This is a genomic window from Blastococcus sp. TF02A-35, assembly GCF_004571075.1.
Lineage (GTDB): Bacteria > Actinomycetota > Actinomycetes > Mycobacteriales > Geodermatophilaceae > Blastococcus.
Map to the genome: position 1 here is coordinate 52136 of NZ_SPQP01000019.1, position 17294 is coordinate 69429.

The 17294-nt window shown below is 75.8% G+C and carries 18 protein-coding genes; 16 read left to right on the top strand and 2 right to left on the bottom strand.

Features of this window, described 5'->3' with window-relative positions; translation table 11 throughout:
• The first annotated feature begins 51 nt into the window (after positions 1–51).
• Positions 52–1374, top strand: a complete 1323-nt coding sequence (locus tag E4P43_RS11020) for a transcription antitermination factor NusB (protein WP_245159078.1) — start codon at positions 52–54, stop codon at positions 1372–1374.
• A gap of 21 nt (positions 1375–1395) precedes the next feature.
• Positions 1396–1890 (top strand): GNAT family N-acetyltransferase, encoded by a 495-nt coding sequence (locus tag E4P43_RS11025; protein ID WP_135145493.1) that lies wholly within the window; start codon positions 1396–1398, stop codon positions 1888–1890.
• Between the two features lie 52 nt (positions 1891–1942).
• Here the strand turns inward: E4P43_RS11025 and E4P43_RS11030 are convergent, their stop codons facing one another.
• Positions 1943–3415, bottom strand: a complete 1473-nt coding sequence (locus E4P43_RS11030; protein ID WP_135145494.1) for an aldehyde dehydrogenase family protein — start codon at positions 3413–3415, stop codon at positions 1943–1945.
• Between the two features lie 111 nt (positions 3416–3526).
• Here E4P43_RS11030 and rpe point away from each other — a divergent pair, with 111 nt between their 5' ends.
• From rpe to E4P43_RS11070, 8 genes are read left to right on the top strand one after another with little or no spacing between them, the layout of a single operon-like run.
• A complete protein-coding gene (gene rpe, locus E4P43_RS11035; protein WP_245159079.1) occupies positions 3527–4198 on the top strand; it encodes a ribulose-phosphate 3-epimerase in 672 nt (223 codons plus the stop codon).
• Positions 4195–5271 (top strand): bifunctional diaminohydroxyphosphoribosylaminopyrimidine deaminase/5-amino-6-(5-phosphoribosylamino)uracil reductase RibD, encoded by a 1077-nt coding sequence (gene ribD, locus E4P43_RS11040; RefSeq protein ID WP_209313833.1) that lies wholly within the window; start codon positions 4195–4197, stop codon positions 5269–5271. The genes rpe and ribD overlap by 4 nt, the downstream gene beginning before the upstream one ends.
• Before the next feature lies 1 nt (position 5272).
• The gene (locus tag E4P43_RS11045) at positions 5273–5896 is read left to right on the top strand and encodes a riboflavin synthase (RefSeq protein WP_135145496.1); all 624 of its coding nucleotides are present in this window, start codon (positions 5273–5275) and stop codon (positions 5894–5896) included.
• Positions 5893–7233, top strand: coding sequence for a bifunctional 3,4-dihydroxy-2-butanone-4-phosphate synthase/GTP cyclohydrolase II (locus tag E4P43_RS11050; RefSeq protein WP_135145497.1), 1341 nt, complete (start codon positions 5893–5895; stop codon positions 7231–7233). The genes E4P43_RS11045 and E4P43_RS11050 overlap by 4 nt, the downstream gene beginning before the upstream one ends.
• Positions 7230–7757 (top strand): 6,7-dimethyl-8-ribityllumazine synthase, encoded by a 528-nt coding sequence (gene ribH, locus E4P43_RS11055; RefSeq protein WP_135145498.1) that lies wholly within the window; start codon positions 7230–7232, stop codon positions 7755–7757. Before E4P43_RS11050 ends, ribH begins: the two co-directional genes overlap by 4 nt.
• Positions 7754–8017 (top strand): phosphoribosyl-ATP diphosphatase, encoded by a 264-nt coding sequence (locus E4P43_RS11060; RefSeq protein WP_135145499.1) that lies wholly within the window; start codon positions 7754–7756, stop codon positions 8015–8017. Before ribH ends, E4P43_RS11060 begins: the two co-directional genes overlap by 4 nt.
• 11 nt (positions 8018–8028) lie before the next feature.
• Entirely contained in the window at positions 8029–8895 is an 867-nt protein-coding gene (gene hisG, locus E4P43_RS11065) for an ATP phosphoribosyltransferase (RefSeq protein ID WP_135145500.1), read from the top strand.
• Positions 8896–8905: 10 nt separating this feature from the next.
• Positions 8906–9406: an SSI family serine proteinase inhibitor gene (locus E4P43_RS11070; RefSeq protein WP_209313834.1), complete on the top strand. Its 501-nt coding sequence runs from the start codon at positions 8906–8908 to the stop codon at positions 9404–9406.
• Positions 9407–9410: 4 nt separating this feature from the next.
• On the opposite strand, the gene E4P43_RS11075 is transcribed toward E4P43_RS11070, so the two are convergent.
• Positions 9411–10334 (bottom strand): DUF2877 domain-containing protein, encoded by a 924-nt coding sequence (locus E4P43_RS11075; protein ID WP_245159080.1) that lies wholly within the window; start codon positions 10332–10334, stop codon positions 9411–9413.
• Positions 10335–10671: 337 nt separating this feature from the next.
• Here E4P43_RS11075 and E4P43_RS11080 point away from each other — a divergent pair, with 337 nt between their 5' ends.
• The 6 genes from E4P43_RS11080 (at position 10672) to E4P43_RS11105 (ending at position 17129) form a co-directional block, all read left to right on the top strand.
• A complete protein-coding gene (locus E4P43_RS11080) occupies positions 10672–12612 on the top strand; it encodes a helix-turn-helix domain-containing protein (protein WP_245159081.1) in 1941 nt (646 codons plus the stop codon).
• A 14-nt stretch (positions 12613–12626) separates the two neighbouring features.
• On the top strand, positions 12627–13385 hold the full coding sequence (locus tag E4P43_RS11085) for a DUF5995 family protein (protein ID WP_135145502.1): 759 nt from the start codon (positions 12627–12629) through the stop codon (positions 13383–13385).
• A 55-nt stretch (positions 13386–13440) separates the two neighbouring features.
• Positions 13441–14199 (top strand): SDR family NAD(P)-dependent oxidoreductase, encoded by a 759-nt coding sequence (locus tag E4P43_RS11090; protein ID WP_135145503.1) that lies wholly within the window; start codon positions 13441–13443, stop codon positions 14197–14199.
• A 48-nt stretch (positions 14200–14247) separates the two neighbouring features.
• The gene (locus E4P43_RS11095; protein WP_135145504.1) at positions 14248–15009 is read left to right on the top strand and encodes an NAD(P)H-binding protein; all 762 of its coding nucleotides are present in this window, start codon (positions 14248–14250) and stop codon (positions 15007–15009) included.
• A 100-nt stretch (positions 15010–15109) separates the two neighbouring features.
• Complete coding sequence (locus E4P43_RS11100) at positions 15110–16027, top strand: DMT family transporter (protein ID WP_135145505.1); 918 nt, start codon at positions 15110–15112, stop codon at positions 16025–16027.
• An 88-nt stretch (positions 16028–16115) separates the two neighbouring features.
• Complete coding sequence (locus E4P43_RS11105) at positions 16116–17129, top strand: nitroreductase (protein WP_135145506.1); 1014 nt, start codon at positions 16116–16118, stop codon at positions 17127–17129.
• Positions 17130–17294 lie beyond the last annotated feature (165 nt).

Sequence of the window (17294 nt, forward strand, 5' to 3'; positions counted from 1 at the left end):
CGGCCGCCGTCGCGCCGGGGTCCCCGCCGCCACCCGGCCACCCGCCGTCCGGTGCTCGACGGGCCCCGGCTCACCGCCTACGACGTCATGGACGCCGTCTCCTCGCGCGAGGCGTTCGCCAACCTGCTGCTGCCGCAGATGCTGCGCGAGCGGCAGCTGGACGAGCGCGACGCCGCCTTCGCCACCCAGCTGGCCTACGGGGCGCTGCGCGCCCAGGGCACGCTGGACGCCATCCTCGCCGGGCTGGTGTCCCGGCCGCTGGGCGAGCTCGACCCGCGGGTGCTCGACCTCCTCCGGCTGGGCGCCTACCAGCTCATCGACCTGCGGGTACCGGCGCACGCCGCCGTCGACACGACCGTGGACCTCACCCGGGCGATCGTCGGCACCGGTGCCTCCGGCCTGGTCAACGCGGTGCTGCGCAAGGTGGCCGCCGGCGGCGACCGCGCCGCCTGGCTGGCCGCCCTGGCCGCCGAGGGCGACGAGCGCCTCGCCCTCGCGACGGACCACCCGCGCTGGATCGTCGAGGCCTGGCGGGACGCGCTCGGCGGGGACGACGAGCTCGAGCCCGCGCTGCTGGCCGACGACGCCGCGCCCGAGGTGCACCTAGTGGCCCGCCGGGTGGACCGCCAGGAGCTGCTGGCGGAGTCCGGTGGCGAGCCCGGCCCGTGGTCGCCCTACGCCGTCCGTCTCGGCGGGGGAGACCCCGGCCGGCTGCCGTCGGTGCGGAGCGGGAAGGCCGCCGTCCAGGACGAGGGCAGCCAGCTCGCCGCCCTGCTGCTGACCCGGGCCCCGCTCGACGGGCCGGACACCGCCTGGCTGGACATGTGCGCCGGCCCCGGGGGCAAGTCCGGGCTGCTCGCCGCCACCCGGCCCGACGGCGTCCGCCTGGTGGCCGCCGACCGGGCCCCGCACCGGGCCGAGCTGGTCCGCCAGGCGCTGCGCGACGAGCCGGCCACCGAGGTGCTCGCCGCCGACGGCACGCAGCCACCGTGGGAGCCGGGATCGTTCGACCGGGTGCTGCTCGACGCCCCCTGCACCGGGCTGGGCGCGCTGCGTCGGCGGCCCGAGGTCCGCTGGCGGCGCACGGCCGAGGACGTGCAGCCGCTGGCCGAGCTGCAGACGCGGCTGCTGGACAGCGCGCTGCGCTCGGTGCGGGTGGGCGGTGTCGTCGCCTACGTGACCTGCTCGCCGCACACCGCCGAGACCGCGGACGTGGTGGACGCCGCGGCCCGGCGCGACGACGTCGAGGTGCTGCCCGTGGCGCCGCTGTTCCCCGAGGTGCCCGGCATCGCCCGCGGTGACCACGCCCAGCTCTGGCCGCACCGGCACGGCACGGACGCCATGTTCATGGCACTGCTGCGCCGCACCCGCTGACGGGCGCTACCGTCCCGCGCCGTGGCCTGGCTCCCTGACGACTTCGTCCACCCGCTGCGCGTCGACCTCCCGACCGGGCAGCACCTCCGTCCCATGGGCCCGGAGGACACCGAGGTCGACCACCCGGCGGTGATGGGCTCCCGCGAGCGGCTCTGGGCCATCTACGGCGAGGCGTGGGGGTGGCCGCCGGCGCACATGACCGTGGAGCAGGACCGCGAGGACCTCGCCCGCCACGCCCGCGAGACCGAGGCGCACCAGAGCTTCCTGTACGGCCTCTTCGACGACGACGAGGCCGAGCTGCTCGGGTGCGTCTACGTCGACCCGCCGGAGAAGGCCGGGGACGCCGACGCCGAGGTCTCGTGGTGGGTGGTCGACCGGCTCGTCGGGACCGCGGTCGAGGCCGCGCTGGACGACCTGGTGCCGCGCTGGCTGGCCGAGCGGTGGCCGCTGCGCCGCCCCCGGCTCCCCGGGCGGGACCTCACCTGGGCGGAGTGGGTGGCGCTGCCCGACCGCTGAGCGGGCCGCCTCCCCTCGGCCGGGCCCCGGCCGAGGGGAGGCGGCGAGCCGCTCAGAAGGGGAACCGGCGCTTCGTGTGCTGGACGCTCACCCAGTGGTCGGTGGTGAACTCCTCGATCGCCCACTCGCCGCCGAACCGGCCCAGGCCCGACTCCTTCTCGCCGCCGAACGCGGTGTTGTTCTCGTCGTTCAGGGGCGAGTCGTTGACGTGGGTCATGCCGGCCTCGACCCGCAGCGCGAACTGCACGCCGCGCAGCGTGTCCTCGGTGAAGACGGCGCTGGACAGGCCGTACTCGGTGTCGTTGGCGATGGCCAGGGCGTCGTCCTCGTCACGGGCCCGGATGATCGTCACCACCGGGCCGAACATCTCCTGCCGGGCGCTGGCGACGTCGTTGCTGCCGAGCAGCACGTGCGGCGGCAGGACCGAGCCGATCGGGCCCGTCGGGTCGCCCCCGAGCAGCTGCTGGGCCCCGTCGGAGACGGCGGCGGAGATCTTCTCCTGGATCCCCTCCAGCTGCTTGGAGTTGATGATCGGGCCGATCACCGTGTCGGAGTCCTGCGGGTTGCCGGCCTTGAGGGAGCGGGCCCGCTCGACGTAGCGCTCGACGAACTCGTCGTGCACCGAGTCGTCCACCACGATCCGGTTGGTGATCATGCAGACCTGGCCCTGGTGGAAGAACTTCCCGAAGATCGCCGCGTCCACCGCGTAGCCGAGGTCGGCGTCGTCGAGCACGACCAGCGGGCCGTTGCCACCGAGCTCGAGGGAGAGCTTCTTCAGGCCCGCCTTCTCCGCGATGCCCTTGCCGACCGGCGTCGACCCGGTGAAGGAGACGACGCGCGGCGTCGGGTGGCTGACGATCGCGTCGCCGATCTCGCTGCCGGAGCCGATGACGACCGACAGCAGCCCCTCGGGCAGCCCGGCCTCCTCGTAGATCTTGGCGAGCAGCAGCCCGCCGGTCACCGGGGTGTCGCCGGCGGGCTTCAGGACGACGGCGTTGCCGAGGGCCAGCGCCGGGGCGACCGACCGGTTGGACAGGTGCATCGGCACGTTCCACGGGCTGATGACGGCGACCACGCCCACCGGACGGCGGTAGACGCGGCTCTCCTTGCCCTCGATGTCGGCGGGCAGGATCCGGCCCTCGACGCGGTACGGGTAGGACGAGGCCTCGTAGAAGTCGCGCAGCGTGATGGCGTACTCGAACTCGGCGGCAGGCGCCGCCGCGCCGCTCTCCCGGATGTGCCAGTCCACGACCTCGGCCTTGCGGTCCTCCATGATCCGGGCCGCCCGGCGCATGACGTCGGCGCGCTCGCTCGGCAGCCGGGCCGCCCAGTCGCGCTGGGCCTCCTTCGCCTTCGCGTAGGCCTGGTCGAGGTCGTCGGCGTTCGCCAGCCTGATCTCGGTCAGGGTCTCGCCGGTGTAGGGGTCGGTGTCGGTGGCCGTCTTCTCGGAGCTGCCGGGCCGCCAGGTGCCGGCGATCGGCATCCGGTCGAATCCGTCGTAGCGGGCAGGGGTGTCGGAAGCCATGGACCCGGCCCTACCCGGTCGTGCGCAACGGACACGTCCTCCGGAGGCACGGGATGGGCAGCCGGTCGGTCGGTCCAGGAGGCGATCATGGCGCGCCTAGACTCGGCGGACGTGTCCCGGGAACCGATGATCGCGCCGAGCCTGCTGTCCGCGGACTTCGCGCGGCTCGCCGACGAGGTCCAGCGGGTGGCCGGTGCGGACTGGCTGCACGTCGACGTCATGGACGCGCACTTCGTGCCGAACCTCACCCTCGGCCTGCCGGTCGTCCAGGCGATCCAGAAGGTCAGCCCCGTCCCGCTGGACTGCCACCTGATGATCGAGGACCCCGAGCGCTGGGCGCCGGGCTACGCCGAGGCCGGTGCCCGCAACGTGACGGTGCACGTCGAGGCCTGCCGTGACGCCCGCGCCGTGGCCCGCGATATCCGGGCCGCTGGTGCGCTGGCCGGCCTGGCGATCAAGCCCGGCACCCCGCTGGAGGACCACCTCGACCTCCTCCGCGACTTCGACACCCTGCTGGTCATGAGCGTCGAGCCCGGCTTCGGCGGCCAGTCCTTCATCGCCGACGTGCTGCCCAAGGTCCGGGAGGCCCGCCGGCTGGTCGACAGCGGCGAGCTCACCCTGCTGGTCGAGATCGACGGCGGCATCAACGCCGACACCATCGAGCAGGCCGCCGAGGCCGGCGTCGACATGTTCGTCGCCGGCTCGGCCGTCTACGGCGCCCAGGACCCCGCCGCCGCCATCGCCGCCCTCCGTGCCCAGGCGGCCGCGGCGCGGCCGGCGTGAACGCCACCGACGCCGAGCTGCGGGGGATGGCCCGCGCCCGCGGGCTCGGGGAGTCGGTGCTGGGCACCACCAGCCCGAACCCGGCCGTGGGTGCGGTGGTCCTCGCCGCGGACGGCACGGTGGTCGGTGAGGGCGCGACGAGCCCGCCGGGCGGCCCGCACGCCGAGGTGGTCGCCCTGGCGCAGGCCGGCGAGCGCGCCCGCGGGGGCACCGCCGTCGTCACCCTCGAGCCGTGCGCGCACACCGGTCGCACCGGGCCGTGCGCCGACGCGCTGCTCGCCGCCGGGGTCGCCCGGGTCGTCGTCGCCGTGCCCGAGCCGACCGCGCTCGCCGGCGGAGGGGCCGAGCGGCTCCGCGCCGCCGGGGTCGAGGTCGTCACGGGTGTCGAGCAGGAGGCCGCCGAGCGCGGCGCCCTGGCCGGCTGGCTCACCGGTGTCCGCGAGCAGCGCCCGTACGTCGTCTGGAAGGTGGCGGCCACCCTCGACGGGCGGGTCGCCGCCGCCGACGGCAGCAGCCGATGGGTCACCGGGCCGCAGGCGCGGGCCGAGGTGCACCGGCTGAGGGCGGGCTGCGACGCCGTCGTCGTCGGCTCGGGGACCGCGCTCACCGACGACCCCCGGCTGACCGTCCGCGACGCCGACGGCCGGGACGCGGCCCGGCAGCCGCTGCGCGTCGTCGTCGACCGGTCCGGCCGGCTGCCGGCCACCGCGCGCGTCCTCGACGACGCCGCCCCCACGCTGGTCAGCCGGGCCGCGACCCCGGCCGGGCTGCTCGCCGAGCTGTTCGACCGCGACGTCCGCCGGGTGCTGCTCGAGGGCGGCCCGACGCTCGCGGCCGCGTTCCTGCGCGAGGGCCTGGTCGACGAGGCCGTCGTGCACCTCGCGCCCAAGCTGCTGGGTGCCGGCCCCTCGCTCGTGGCCGACCTGGGAATCACCGGCATCGGCTCGGCGCTGTCCTTCTCGGTCGCCGACGTCCTCCCCTTGGGTGGGGACGTGCAGATCAGGCTGCACCCCACCCGGCACACTGGTGGGGGCACCCGCACCCGCGGGGACGACGTGGACGGAGGGAGCTGAGGTGTTCACCGGCATCGTCGAAGAGGTGGGCACCCTGGCGGCTCGCGAGGACCAGGGCGACTCCGCCGTCCTCAGCATCCGCGCCCGCACCGTCCTGACCGACGTCTCGCTCGGTGACTCGATCGCGGTCAACGGCGTCTGCCTCACCGTCACCGGTGTGCAGCCCGAGGCCGACGGGACCGGCGTCTGGACCACCGACGTGATGGCCGAGACCCTCCGCCGCAGCTCGCTGGGCGCCGTGGCCGAGGGCGCGCCGGTCAACCTCGAGCGCGCGGTCAGCCCGCAGACCCGCCTCGGCGGCCACATGATGCAGGGCCACGTCGACGGCGTCGGCCGGGTCGTCTCCCGCACCCCCGGCGAGCACTGGGAGGTCGTCCGCATCGGGCTGCCCGCGGGGCTCGGCCGCTACGTCGTCGAGAAGGGCTCCATCGCCGTCGACGGCGTCTCGCTGACCGTCAGCGCGGTCAGCGCACTGGACGACCCCGAACCCTGGTTCGAGGTCAGCCTCATCCCCACCACCCTCCGCGAGACCACGCTCGGCGCGCGCGCCACGGGGGACCCCGTCAACCTGGAGGTCGACGTGATCGCCAAGTACGTGGAGCGTCTGCTGGGGGCCCGCTCGTGAGCGCGCCCGTCACCCGGCTGGACTCCATCGAGGCCGCCCTCGCCGACATCAAGAGCGGCAAGCCGGTCGTCGTGATCGACGACGAGGACCGCGAGAACGAGGGCGACCTGATCTTCGCCGCCGAGCTCGCCACCCCCGAGCTCGTCGCGTTCATGGTGCGGTACACCTCCGGCTACATCTGCGTCGCCGTGACCGAGGCCGACGCCGACCGGCTGGACCTGCCCCCGATGCACCGGGTGAACCAGGACCGGCTCGGCACCGCCTACACCGTCACGGTGGACGCCCGCGAGGGCGTGACCACCGGCATCTCGGCGTCGGACCGCGCGCACACCATCCGCACGCTGGCCGCCGCCGAGACCACCTCCGCCGACCTGGCCCGCCCCGGCCACGTGGTGCCGCTGCGCGCCCGCGACGGCGGCGTGCTCCGCCGGCCCGGCCACACCGAGGCGTCGGTCGACCTGGCGATGCTCGCCGGCCTGCGCCCCTCGGGCGTGCTGTGCGAGATCGTCAGCGAGAAGGACCCGGTCGGCATGGCACGCGCCGACGAGCTGCGGGTCTTCGCCGACGAGCACGACCTCTGCCTGATCTCCATCGCCGACCTGATCGCCTACCGCAAGCGGTTCGACAAGCTGGTCGAGCGGGTCGCCGAGGCGGTCGTGCCGCTGCCGCCGGGCACCTTCACCGCCGTGGGCTACCGCAGCTCCTACGACGAGCGCGAGCACGTGGCCTTCGTCTACGGCGACATCGGCGACGGCGAGGACGTCCTGGTCCGCGTGCACTCCGAGTGCCTCACCGGCGACGTCTTCGGCTCGCTGCGCTGCGACTGCGGCCCCCAGCTGCAGGCGGCGCTGGCCGCGGTCGCCCAGGAGGGCCGCGGCGTCGTCCTCTACATCCGCGGGCACGAGGGCCGGGGGATCGGCCTGCTGCACAAGCTGCAGGCCTACCAGCTGCAGGACATGGGCGCCGACACCGTCGACGCCAACCTCGACCTGGGGCTGCCGGCGGACGCACGGGACTACGGCACCGGTGCCCAGATCCTGGTCGACCTCGGGATCCACACCATGCGGCTGCTGACCAACAACCCGGCCAAGCGCGCCGGGCTGGAGGGCTACGGGCTGCGGGTGCTCGGCCGCGTGCCGCTGCCCAGCCACGTGACCGAGGAGAACCTCGGCTACCTGCGGACCAAGCGCGACCGGATGGGCCACCTGCTCGACATCATCGAGCCGGAGACCGAGTCCGGCCCCGCGGACACCGTCCCCGCACCGGCCGACGCCCCCGGCGCGACCACCGTCCCGGGTACCGACGTGCCCCTGGGGCAGAACGAGCAGCCGGCATGAGCGGCGCCGGAGCGCCCGAGGCGCGCCCGGTCGACGCGGCCGGGCTGACCCTGGGCATCGTCGCCACCACCTGGCACGCGGAGATCACCGGCGCGCTGCTGGACCGCGCGCTGGCCGCGGCCGAGGCGTCCGGAGTCGCCGCGCCCACCGTCGTCCGGGTGCCGGGCGCGGTCGAGCTGCCCGTCGTCGCCCAGGCGCTGACCGAGCGGCACGACGCCGTCGTCGCCCTCGGGGTCGTCATCCGGGGCGGCACGCCGCACTTCGAGTACGTCTGCGACTCGGTCACCGCCGGGCTCACCCGGGTGGCCCTCGACGCGGGCAAGCCGGTGGGCAACGGCGTCCTCACCACCAACGACGAGCAGCAGGCGCGCGACCGCTCGGGGCTGCCCGGCTCGGCGGAGGACAAGGGGTGGGAGGCGACCATCGCCGCCCTGCAGACCGCCCTGGTGCTCCGCGAGCTGCGGGTGCCGCCGCGCCAGACCGGCTTCTCGATCCCACCCGCCGGCCAGGAGGCCCGTTCGTGAAGACCTTCGACTCCCTCTTCGCCGAGCTCTCCGCCAAGGTCGCCGAGGGCGACCCGGCCTCCGGCACGGTCGCGGCCGTCCGCGACGGCGTGCACGCCGCCGGCAAGAAGGTCGTCGAGGAGGCCGCCGAGTCCTGGATGGCCGCCGAGCACGAGGGGGAGGAGCGGACGGCCGAGGAGATCAGCCAGCTCCTCTACCGGGTGCAGGTGCTGATGCTCGCCCGCGGGCTCTCCCTCGACGACGTCTACACCCACCTCTGAAGGAGAGACCAGTGCTGCGCGTCGCCGTGCCGAACAAGGGCGTCCTGAGCGAGCCCGCCGCGGAGATGCTCGCCGAGAGCGGGTACCGCCAACGGCGGAGCACCAAGGACCTCGCGGTCTACGACCCGGACAACGACACCGAGTTCTTCTACCTCCGGCCGCGCGACATCGCCGTCTACGTCGCCGCGGGCACCCTCGACGTCGGCATCACCGGCCGGGACATGCTGCTGGAGACCGCACCGGCCGACGGCGAGGGCCCGTCCGCGGTCGAGGTCATGCCGCTGGGCTTCGGCCGCTCGTCGTTCCGCTTCGCCACCCCGCTGGAGTCGGGCATCGAGAGCGTCGAGCAGCTGGCCGGCAAGCGCGTCGCCACCGCCTACCCGGTGCTCGCCCAGCGGTACCTGGAGGAGTCGGGCATCAAGGCCGATGTCGTCAAGCTCGACGGCGCGGTGGAGACCGCCTGCCGCCTCGGTGTGGCCGACGCCGTCTGCGACGTCGTGGAGACCGGCACGACCCTGCGTGCCGCGGGGCTGCACATCATCGGCGAGCCGGTGCTGGCCAGCGAGGCGATCCTCGTCCGCCGCGAGGGCGCCGAGGAGATCCCGGCCGTGGCCCAGCTGCGGCGCCGGCTGCGCGGGGTCCTCGTGGCCCGGCAGTACGTGATGCTCGACTACGACTGCCCGAACGACCTGCTCGAGAAGGCGACGGCGATGACGCCGGGCATCGAGGGCCCGACCGTCAGCCCGCTGCAGACGCCGGGCTGGTCCGCGGTGCGCGCGATGGTGGCCAAGGCCGACACCAACCGGGTGATGGACGAGCTGTGGGAGCTCGGCGCCCGGGCCATCCTGGTGACCAGCATCCACGCGTCCCGCATCTGAGAGGACCCCCGTGCCCCCCACCGTCCGCAGGCCCGCGGCGGGACCCCGCGCGGGGGCCGTCCTGGTCGGCGTGGCCCTGGCCCTCAGCGGCTGCGCCGGTCCGGCCGGCGGCACGGCGTCGGGGAGCGGCTCGCCGTCGGGGGCCTCGGGCGGCGTCGACGGCGTGGCCCGTTCCGCCGACGACCTGGTCGTCGTGGCGTCGCAGGGTGACGGCAGCCCGCCGCAGTCCTGGACCCTGACCTGCTCCGGCGGTGGCGGGGGGACGCACCCGCAGCCGCAGGAGGCCTGCGAGCACCTCGCCGGGATGACCGACCCCTTCGCGCCGCTCCCGGCCGACGTCATGTGCACCGAGCAGTACGGCGGGCCGCAGACGGCGCGGGTGACGGGCAGCTGGCACGGCGACGAGGTGGAGCTGGACCTCTCCCGCACCGACGGCTGCCGGATCTCCCAGTGGGACTCGCTGGGCCCGGTGCTGCCGGTTCCGGTGGGGGTCGACGACTCGCTGGGCTGACCGCTCAGCGGCGGGTGGTGCGCTCCACCAGGTCGATCGCGGTGCACAGGCCCAGGGCGATCGCCCGCCCGCTGGTGGTGCCACCGGCCAGCAGGCGGTCCACGGCGGGGGCCAGTGGCCGCTCGCCGACGAGCCCGCGCAGGACGGCCGCGTACTCGGCGCTCACCCGGCCCGCGGCCGCGTGCCGCAGGAGCGCGGCCGACAGCTCGGTGGTCCGGCCGGCCGCCAGCGAGCAGACGCCCGCAGCGAACCGGTCGGCCGCGGGGTGGCCCAGCAGCACGAGCCCGGCGACGGTGCCGGCCATCACGTCGTCCCCGGCGGGGGTGAGGCCGGGGCCCAGCCCGATCAGCCGCGTCGCGGTGCGCAGCGCGGCCTCGAGGTCGGCGCGCCGGACCGCGCCGCGCAGCGCGGCGAGCGGGCCGCCCGGGCCGGTGGGCAGGCCGGGGAGCGTGAAGGAGCTGTGCGGGACGCCCTCGCCGTAGAGCGTGTTGCGCAGCTGGCGCACGCCCTCCGGCAGCAGCGCCGGACGGCCCCCGGGGAGGCGGGGCCGCGGGTCCCACCAGGCGGCGGCGCTGACGGCGAGGTCGCCGACGACGATGCGCCCGCCGCCCACCTCCGCCACGGCACCGGTCGGCACCCCGACCAGGGGCCGGCCGTTGCTGGGCCGGAAGAGCACGCAGCCCAGCGGCAGCCGGGTCGCGTCGCCGGTGAGGATGCCGACGACGTCGCCCGCCGTCCGCTCGCCGGGGACGTGCAGGTAGACGGCGGTCGGCGCGCTGAGCAGCACGCGCGCCTGTCGCACCGGGCCGCGGAGCAGCGCGGCGACGCCGGTGCTGGCGGCCGCCGGGACGGCCGTCGCGACGCGGGCCGGGCCGGCGGTTCGGGCGGCGGCCCGTGCCGAGTCGCGGGGGAGCGGGATGGTGGGCACGCCGGCGCGTGCTGCCCGGCCGCGGAGCGCAGCCCCGTCGGTCGGTCCGGTTCGGACTGCGGTGTCGTCGATCGCGCGCATCTCGGCCTCCACCCGACGGGACGGAGGAGGCCGGTGGGTCGGCCCCCTACCGTTCGGACCAGCCGCTCGCACGGGTGGGCGCGCCTCCGGGAGAAGCGCTTACCATCCAGCCAGCGGGTGGAACGGCTCGAACCTAAGCGGCGCGTCGCACGCCCTCTTATGGCGGATGTCGCCAAGAATGGGTCCCGGCGTCCAGGGACACCTGACATGATCCCGAGGTGTGGCACCCTGGACGACGACTGGAAGGAAAGACCTCGTGACCCAGAGTGACGCGTCGCTGGTTGCCTCTACGCACAGTAACGGAACGTCGCCGTTCCGTCGCAACTGGGCCATCGACGAGTCGCCGCGCCACGACGCCCGCGACGAGCGCGGCAGCTGGCAGCAGCGGATGGGGCTCACCGTCGAGGAGGCGCTCGGCCTCCCGGCCCTCGCCGGCGCCACGGTCGCAGCCGGCGCGGCAGGTCTCGCGCGGACCGTCCGCCACATGGTCGTCGACGACCCCGCGGAGCCGCTGGCCGCGGCAGGTCCCGACGTCCTCGTCGTCCTCGGTGCCCGGCTCCCGCCGGCCGACCCCGCCAGCTGCCGGGCCCTGGTGGAGCGGCTCGACCTCGTCGGCACCGCCGCGCTGGCCTTCCGCCGGACCGACGGCCCCGCCCCGCTGCCCGCCGAGGTGCTCGCCGAGGCCGACCGCCGCGGCCTGCCGGTGCTCGCCCTGCCCTCCGGGGCGCGCCTGGACGAGATCGTCTCGGCCGTGCTCGGCACCGTCGTCGCCAAGCAGGGCGAGGCCCTGGCGCTCTCCTCGCGGATGGACGACGAGTTCACCGAGGTGGCGCTCACCGGCGGCGGCCTCGCCGAGGTGACCCAGCGGCTGGCCGTGATGCTGGAGGGCGCGGCCGTCCTCGGCCTCGGCCCCGACCGCGAGGTCGTCACCAGCGCCGGCCCCGGCGAGGACGTCGAGGAGATCAGCGACTGGCTGTGGCTGCTCGACGCCGCGGCCGACGACGCGCTGGCCGAGCTGACCCCCTCGCGCCGGCTCTCCGGCGTCCGCGCCGACCAGACGGTGGTGACACCGGCCGCCGTGCTGGCCGACGCCGACCTCTCACCGGCCGACGGCATCCTGCTGGTGCCCGGCCACCACGAGCTCCCGGGCGGCGTCGGCGAGTACGCCGTCGCCCCGATCATGGCCGGCGACCAGCGCCACGGCTGGCTGGTCGCGGTCCACCGCACCGGCGCGATGATGCTCGGCGCCGGTGGTGTGCTCGAGCGCGCCGCCGTGATCGCCGCGCTCTCGGTCATCCGCCTGCAGGCCGTCCACTCCGTGGAGCTGCGGTTCCAGGGCGACCTGGTGCGCCGGCTCGTCGGCGGCGCCGTCGGCCACACCGAGCGCACCCTCGCCCACACCCGGTCCTTCGGGTGGCGGCTGGACGGGCCGGTCGCGGTGCTCGTCACCGCCACCGAGATCGCCCCCGACGCCGCGGCGGACCCCACCCGCGCCCTCGACGTCCTCGACCGGCTGGCCGACGGCTGGCGGGCCGCCCTGGAGTCGGAGGTGACCGGCGCAGCCGTCGCCGGCCTGGCGACCGAGATCGTCACGCTCCTTCCGCTGGACGGCCGGACGCCGGAGGAGCTCTCCTCGCTGGTCTCCGCCGTCACCTCCCGGGTCAACGGCCGGCTCCGCCGCATGGGCCGGCTGCTGGGCACCGGGATCGGCCGGCCCGCGCAGTCGCTGGGCGAGCTGGCCGAGGCCCACCGGCAGGCCCAGCGCGCCCTCGGTGTCGGGCAGGAGATCCACGCCGGGACGGTCACCCACTTCGACCAGCTGGGCGTCTTCCGCCTGCTCTCGCTCATCCCCGACAGCAGCGAGCTGCGCAGCTACGTCGACGAGGTGCTCGGCCCGCTGGCCGACGCCGTCGACGCCGACTCCGCCGACCTGCGCGAGACGCTGCGGGTGCTGCTGGAGACCAACCTCAACGTCGCCGAGTCCGCGCGCCGGCTGCACTTCCACTACAACACGATGCGCTACCGGATCGGCAAGCTCGAGCGGATGCTGGGCCCGTTCACCACGGACCCGACGCTGCGCCTGAACCTGCTGCTGGCACTGCACGCCGCCCGCATGCGGGGCCTGGACCAGCCGCACCGGCCGCCGCTGGACGTCGGGATGGGGCTCACCGACGACGGCTTCGACTCCCTGGTCTAGCGGCGAGCTGCGGCATGGGCCCGTCGGTGGACGCGCTCGTGCTGCGCATGGGCGCACTGGCCGAGGAGCTGGAGCGGGCCGGTGACCCGGCGTGCTTCTTCCTGGGCACCTACCTGCGCACCACCCGCGCCGTCGCGGCCGCGCTCGCCGCGGGCCGCTTCGAGGACCCGGCCTGGGTGGCCCGCTGGGACGTCGACTTCGCCGACCGCTACCTCGACGCGCTCGCCGCCCACCGCGCCGACCCGCCGTCGGCCCCCGCGCCGTGGCGGCGCGCGTTCGCCGCGGACCCGCACCTGCGGCCCGAGGGGCACGTCCTGCTCGGGATGAACGCGCACATCAACTACGACCTGCCGCAGTCGCTGGTCGCGGTGATCCCGCCCGGCGACTTCGCCGACCCCGAGCTGCTCGCCCGCCGGCACCGCGACCACGGGCGGATCGACGGGATCCTCGCCCGCCGGGTGGGGGAGGAGGACCTGGCCCTGCGCCGGGCCGGGGGCGCCCGGACCCCGCTGGACCGCGTGCTCACCCCGGCCAACCGGCTGGCCGCCGTCGTCCTCCTCCGCGAGTCACGGCGCCGGGTCTGGTCCAACACCGGCGTGCTGCACGCCGCCCGCCTGGCCGGCGCGCCCGAGCTCGCCGCCCGGGTGGCCGAGCTCGAGGAGGCCGCCGGCGTGCGGGTCGCGGACCTGCTGCGCCCCGGCCCGGTGCTCCTGCGCCTGGCCGTGCACGGGTTCGGCGTGACCCTCGCCCCGCCGGCCAGCGGGCGGGCCTGATCCGGGGCAGGGTGGACGGAGGGCGCCGCGCGGGGCGGCGCGGGAGGAGATCCGCATGACCGAGGCCGTCCGACCGCTGGCAGGCAAGGTGGCGCTGGTGACCGGCGCGTCGTCGGGGATCGGGGAGGCCACCGCCGTGGCGCTCGCCGAGGCCGGTGCCGCCGTCGCCGTCGGTGCCCGTCGCAAGGACCGGCTCGAGGCGCTGGCCGACCGCCTGCGCGGGAGCGGCGCCTCCGTGCTGGCCCTCGACCTCGACGTCACCGACGAGCAGGCCTGCGCCGACGCCGTGCGCCGCACGCGCGAGGAGCTGGGCGGTCTCGACGTCCTGGTCAACAACGCCGGGGTCATGCTGCTGGGCACCATCGTCGGGGCCGACCCGGAGGACTGGCGGCGGATGCTGTCCACGAACGTCCTGGGCGTCATGTACATGACCCACGCGGCGGTCGACGGCATGGTCGAGCAGGGCAGCGGGGACATCGTGAACATGTCCAGCGTCGCCGGCCGGACCGCGCGCAAGGGGGCCGGCGTCTACAACGCGAGCAAGTGGGCGGTGAACGCCTTCAGCGAGTCCCTGCGCCAGGAGGTGACCGGCCGCGGCGTGCGGGTGAGCCTGGTCGAGCCCGGCGCGGTGAGCACCGAGCTGACCGACCACATCACGCAGCCGGACGCCAAGGCCGCCTCGCAGAAGATGTACACCAGCATGCGGTCGCTGGAGGCCGAGGACATCGCCCGCGCGGTCCTCTACGTCGTCTCCCAGCCGGCGCACGTCGCGGTCAACGAGGTGCTGGTGCGTCCCACCGACCAGGAGCGCTGACCGCCGGGGAGCTGGCCGCGGCGGGGTCGGCACCGGCAGACTGGCGGCGTGGACGCACTCGTCACCGGCGCGACCGGCCGGCTCGGCCGCCGTCTCGTGCCCCGGCTCCAGCAGGCCGGCCACTCCGTGCGGCAGATGTCACGGCGCGGCGCGGGCCCCGGCGGGGTCCGCGGCGACCTGGCGACCGGCTTCGACCTCGCGCACGCGCTCGCCGGGGCCGAGGTCGTGGTGCACGCGGCCAGCGACCCGCGCGGCAACCCGTGGGAGGTCGACGTCGCCGGTACCCGCCGGCTGGTCGAGGCGGTGGACCGCGACCGGCTCCGGCACCTGGTGCACGTCTCCATCGTCGGCGTCGACCGGATCCCGCTCGCCTACTACCGCGCCAAGTACGCCGCCGAGCAGGTGCTGCTGGCCTCGCGGCTGCCGGTGACCCTCGTGCGCATCACCCAGTTCCACGAGTTCGCCGACGAGCTGCTCGGCACCGCCCGGCGCGGGCCGCTGCTGCCGGTCCCGATGGGGTGGCGGGTCCAGCCGGTCGACGTCGACGACGCCGCCGCGCACCTGGTCTCCGTCGCCGCCCAGGCCCCCAGCGGCGGGGTCGTGGAGTTCGCCGGCCCGGAGGAGCACTCGGTCGCCGACCTCGCCCGGGCGTGGGCCGCGGTGCGGGCGCCCACGGCCCGCGTGCTGTCCACGCCCGTCCCGGGCCGGATCGGGGCGGCCCTGCGGGAGGGGGCGGCGGTCCCCGCCCGCGCCTCCCGGGGGCAGCACACCTGGGCGCAGTACCTGGCGAGCGCGCCGCCACCGGCCTGAGCCGCAACGTTCCTGCCATCCTGCGGAGCGCGACGGCCAGCCCGAGCGCGATGTCCGGGAACCGCCGGAGGTCGTCGTACCGGCCTTCTAGGGTTCTCCGGTGAGCTCGCCCCGAACCGCTGCCCTGGAGCCGCGCACGCTGCTCGCCGTCGTCGTCACCGTGCTGGCCTGGGCGTCGGCGTTCATCGGGATCCGTGCCGTCGGTGACGACCTCTCGCCCGGTGCGCTGGCCCTGGGCCGGCTGCTGGTCGGGACGCTCGTCCTGGGCGTGCTCGTCGCGCGGCGCGGCTGGGTGCGCCCGGCGCCTGCGGACTGGCGCCTGCTGGCGGTGTGCGGTGTCGGCTGGTTCGCCGTCTACAACGTCGCGCTCAACGCCGCCGAGCAGCACCTCGACGCCGGGACGACGGCGATGCTGGTCAACATCGGCCCGATCCTGATCGCCCTCTTCGCCGGCCTCTGGCTGGGGGAGGGCTTCCCCCGGCGGCTGGTCATGGGCATCGCCGTCGCCTTCGGCGGCGTGCTGCTCATCGGCGTCGCCACCCGCGGGGCGGAGGCCGACCTCCTCGGCGTGCTGCTGTGCCTGGTGGCCGCGCTCACCTACGCCATCGGGGTCGTGGCGCAGAAGCCGCTGCTGGGGCGGCTGCCGGGGCTGCAGGTCACCTTCACCGCCTGCGCCATCGGGGCGGTCTGCTGCCTGCCCTGGGCGGGGACGCTGGCCGCCGAGCTGGGGCGGGCACCCGGCTCGTCGGTGGCCGGGATGGTCTACCTCGGTGTCGTCCCCACCGCGCTGGCCTTCAGCACCTGGGCCTACGCCCTCTCCCGGATGGACGCCGGCCGCCTCGGGGTGACGACGTACCTGGTGCCACCGCTGGTGATCCTCCTCGGCTGGCTGCTGCTGGACGAGGTGCCCCCGGCCCTCGCGGTGGTCGGCGGCGCGGTCTGCCTGCTCGGGGTCGCGGTCTCCCGGACGCGGAGCCGCCGGCCGACGGCGCCCCCGGCGGAGACGCCGGTCGGCTGACCCGCCCGGTGTGCGGCGCCGGGGCCGGATGGGGTAGGCACGGTGCAGGGCCGCCGGACCGGCGGGCCCGGACGCGGGAGGGGACGTCGTGGAGGAGCAGGACTGGGCGCGGGTGGTGGCGGCCGCCACGCGGGCGCCGTCGATCCACAACACGCAGCCGTGGCGCTTCGTCGCACAGCCGGAGCGGCTGGAGCTGCACCTCGACGAGGCGCGGGCGCTGCCCGTCCTGGACCCGAGCGGACGGCAGCAGGTGATCAGCTGCGGCATCGCGCTGGAGTTCGCCGTCGTCGCGCTGGCGGCCGAGGGGTGGGACACCGAGGTCGACCTGCTGCCCCCGGGCGCGGACGGCGCGCTCGGCGTCGTCCGGCTCGCCGGCCGGTCGAAGGCGGCGGAGGGCGCGCGGTCGCTGGTCGAGGCGATCGACCGCCGGCACACGGTGCGCACACCGTTCGCCGCGCGGGCGGTCCCCGACGAGCTGCTGGAGCAGCTGCAGGCCGAGGCCGGTGCGTTCGGCACCTGGCTCAAGCCGATCACGCGCTCTGAGGAGGAGGTCGCCACCGTCTTCCTCATCTCCCGCGCCGAGGAGATGGAGCAGGGCGACCCCGCCTACCTCGCCGAGCTGGAGAGCTGGCTGCGCACCGACCCGGCCGCCGAGGACGGGGTCCCCCTGGGGGCCGTCCCCGAGGGCGACCCGCACGAGCGGGCGTCGAACTGGCTGATCCGCGACTTCGTCGCCGGCCAGCGGGAGCCGCACGCCTTCCGGGCCGCCGCGGACCCGGACGCGCCGCCGCCGGAGGTGGAGCGGCCGACCGTGGTCCTCATGGGCACCGACGGGGACGACCGCGCGGCCTGGCTGCTGTCGGGCCGCGCGCTGGGCCGGGTGCTGCTCCGGGTGACCGAGGCCGGGCTCGTCGCCTCACCGCTGACGCAGGCGCTGGACTGGCCGGCCACCCGCACGCGCATGCAGTCGCGGCTGTCCCTGGTCGGCCACCCGCAGATGCTGCTGCGCCTGGGCTACCCGCAGGACGGGCAGGGGGCCGAGCCGGTCGTCAGCGGCCGGCGCGCCGTGCGGGACGTCCTGCGCTTCGAGCCGGCCGGCTGACCCGGCCCGGCGGCGTCAGGAGCGCCTGGTCGGCGTCACGCCGCGAGCCGCTCGGCGACCTCCGCCTGCACGAGGATCAGCGCGCTGCCCAGCGTCGGCAGCAGCTCCAGCAGGTGCAGGAGCACCGGGACGGCGACGTTGTACGGGAGGTTGGCCACCAGCGCG

Coding starts and splice junctions, on each gene's coding strand:
- E4P43_RS11030 (WP_135145494.1), bottom strand. CDS start 3,415: ATGGCTTCCGACACCCCTGCCCGCTACGACGGATTCGACCGGATGCCG.
- ribH (WP_135145498.1), top strand. CDS start 7,230: ATGAGCGGCGCCGGAGCGCCCGAGGCGCGCCCGGTCGACGCGGCCGGG.
- E4P43_RS11085 (WP_135145502.1), top strand. CDS start 12,627: ATGGGCCCGTCGGTGGACGCGCTCGTGCTGCGCATGGGCGCACTGGCC.
- E4P43_RS11090 (WP_135145503.1), top strand. CDS start 13,441: ATGACCGAGGCCGTCCGACCGCTGGCAGGCAAGGTGGCGCTGGTGACC.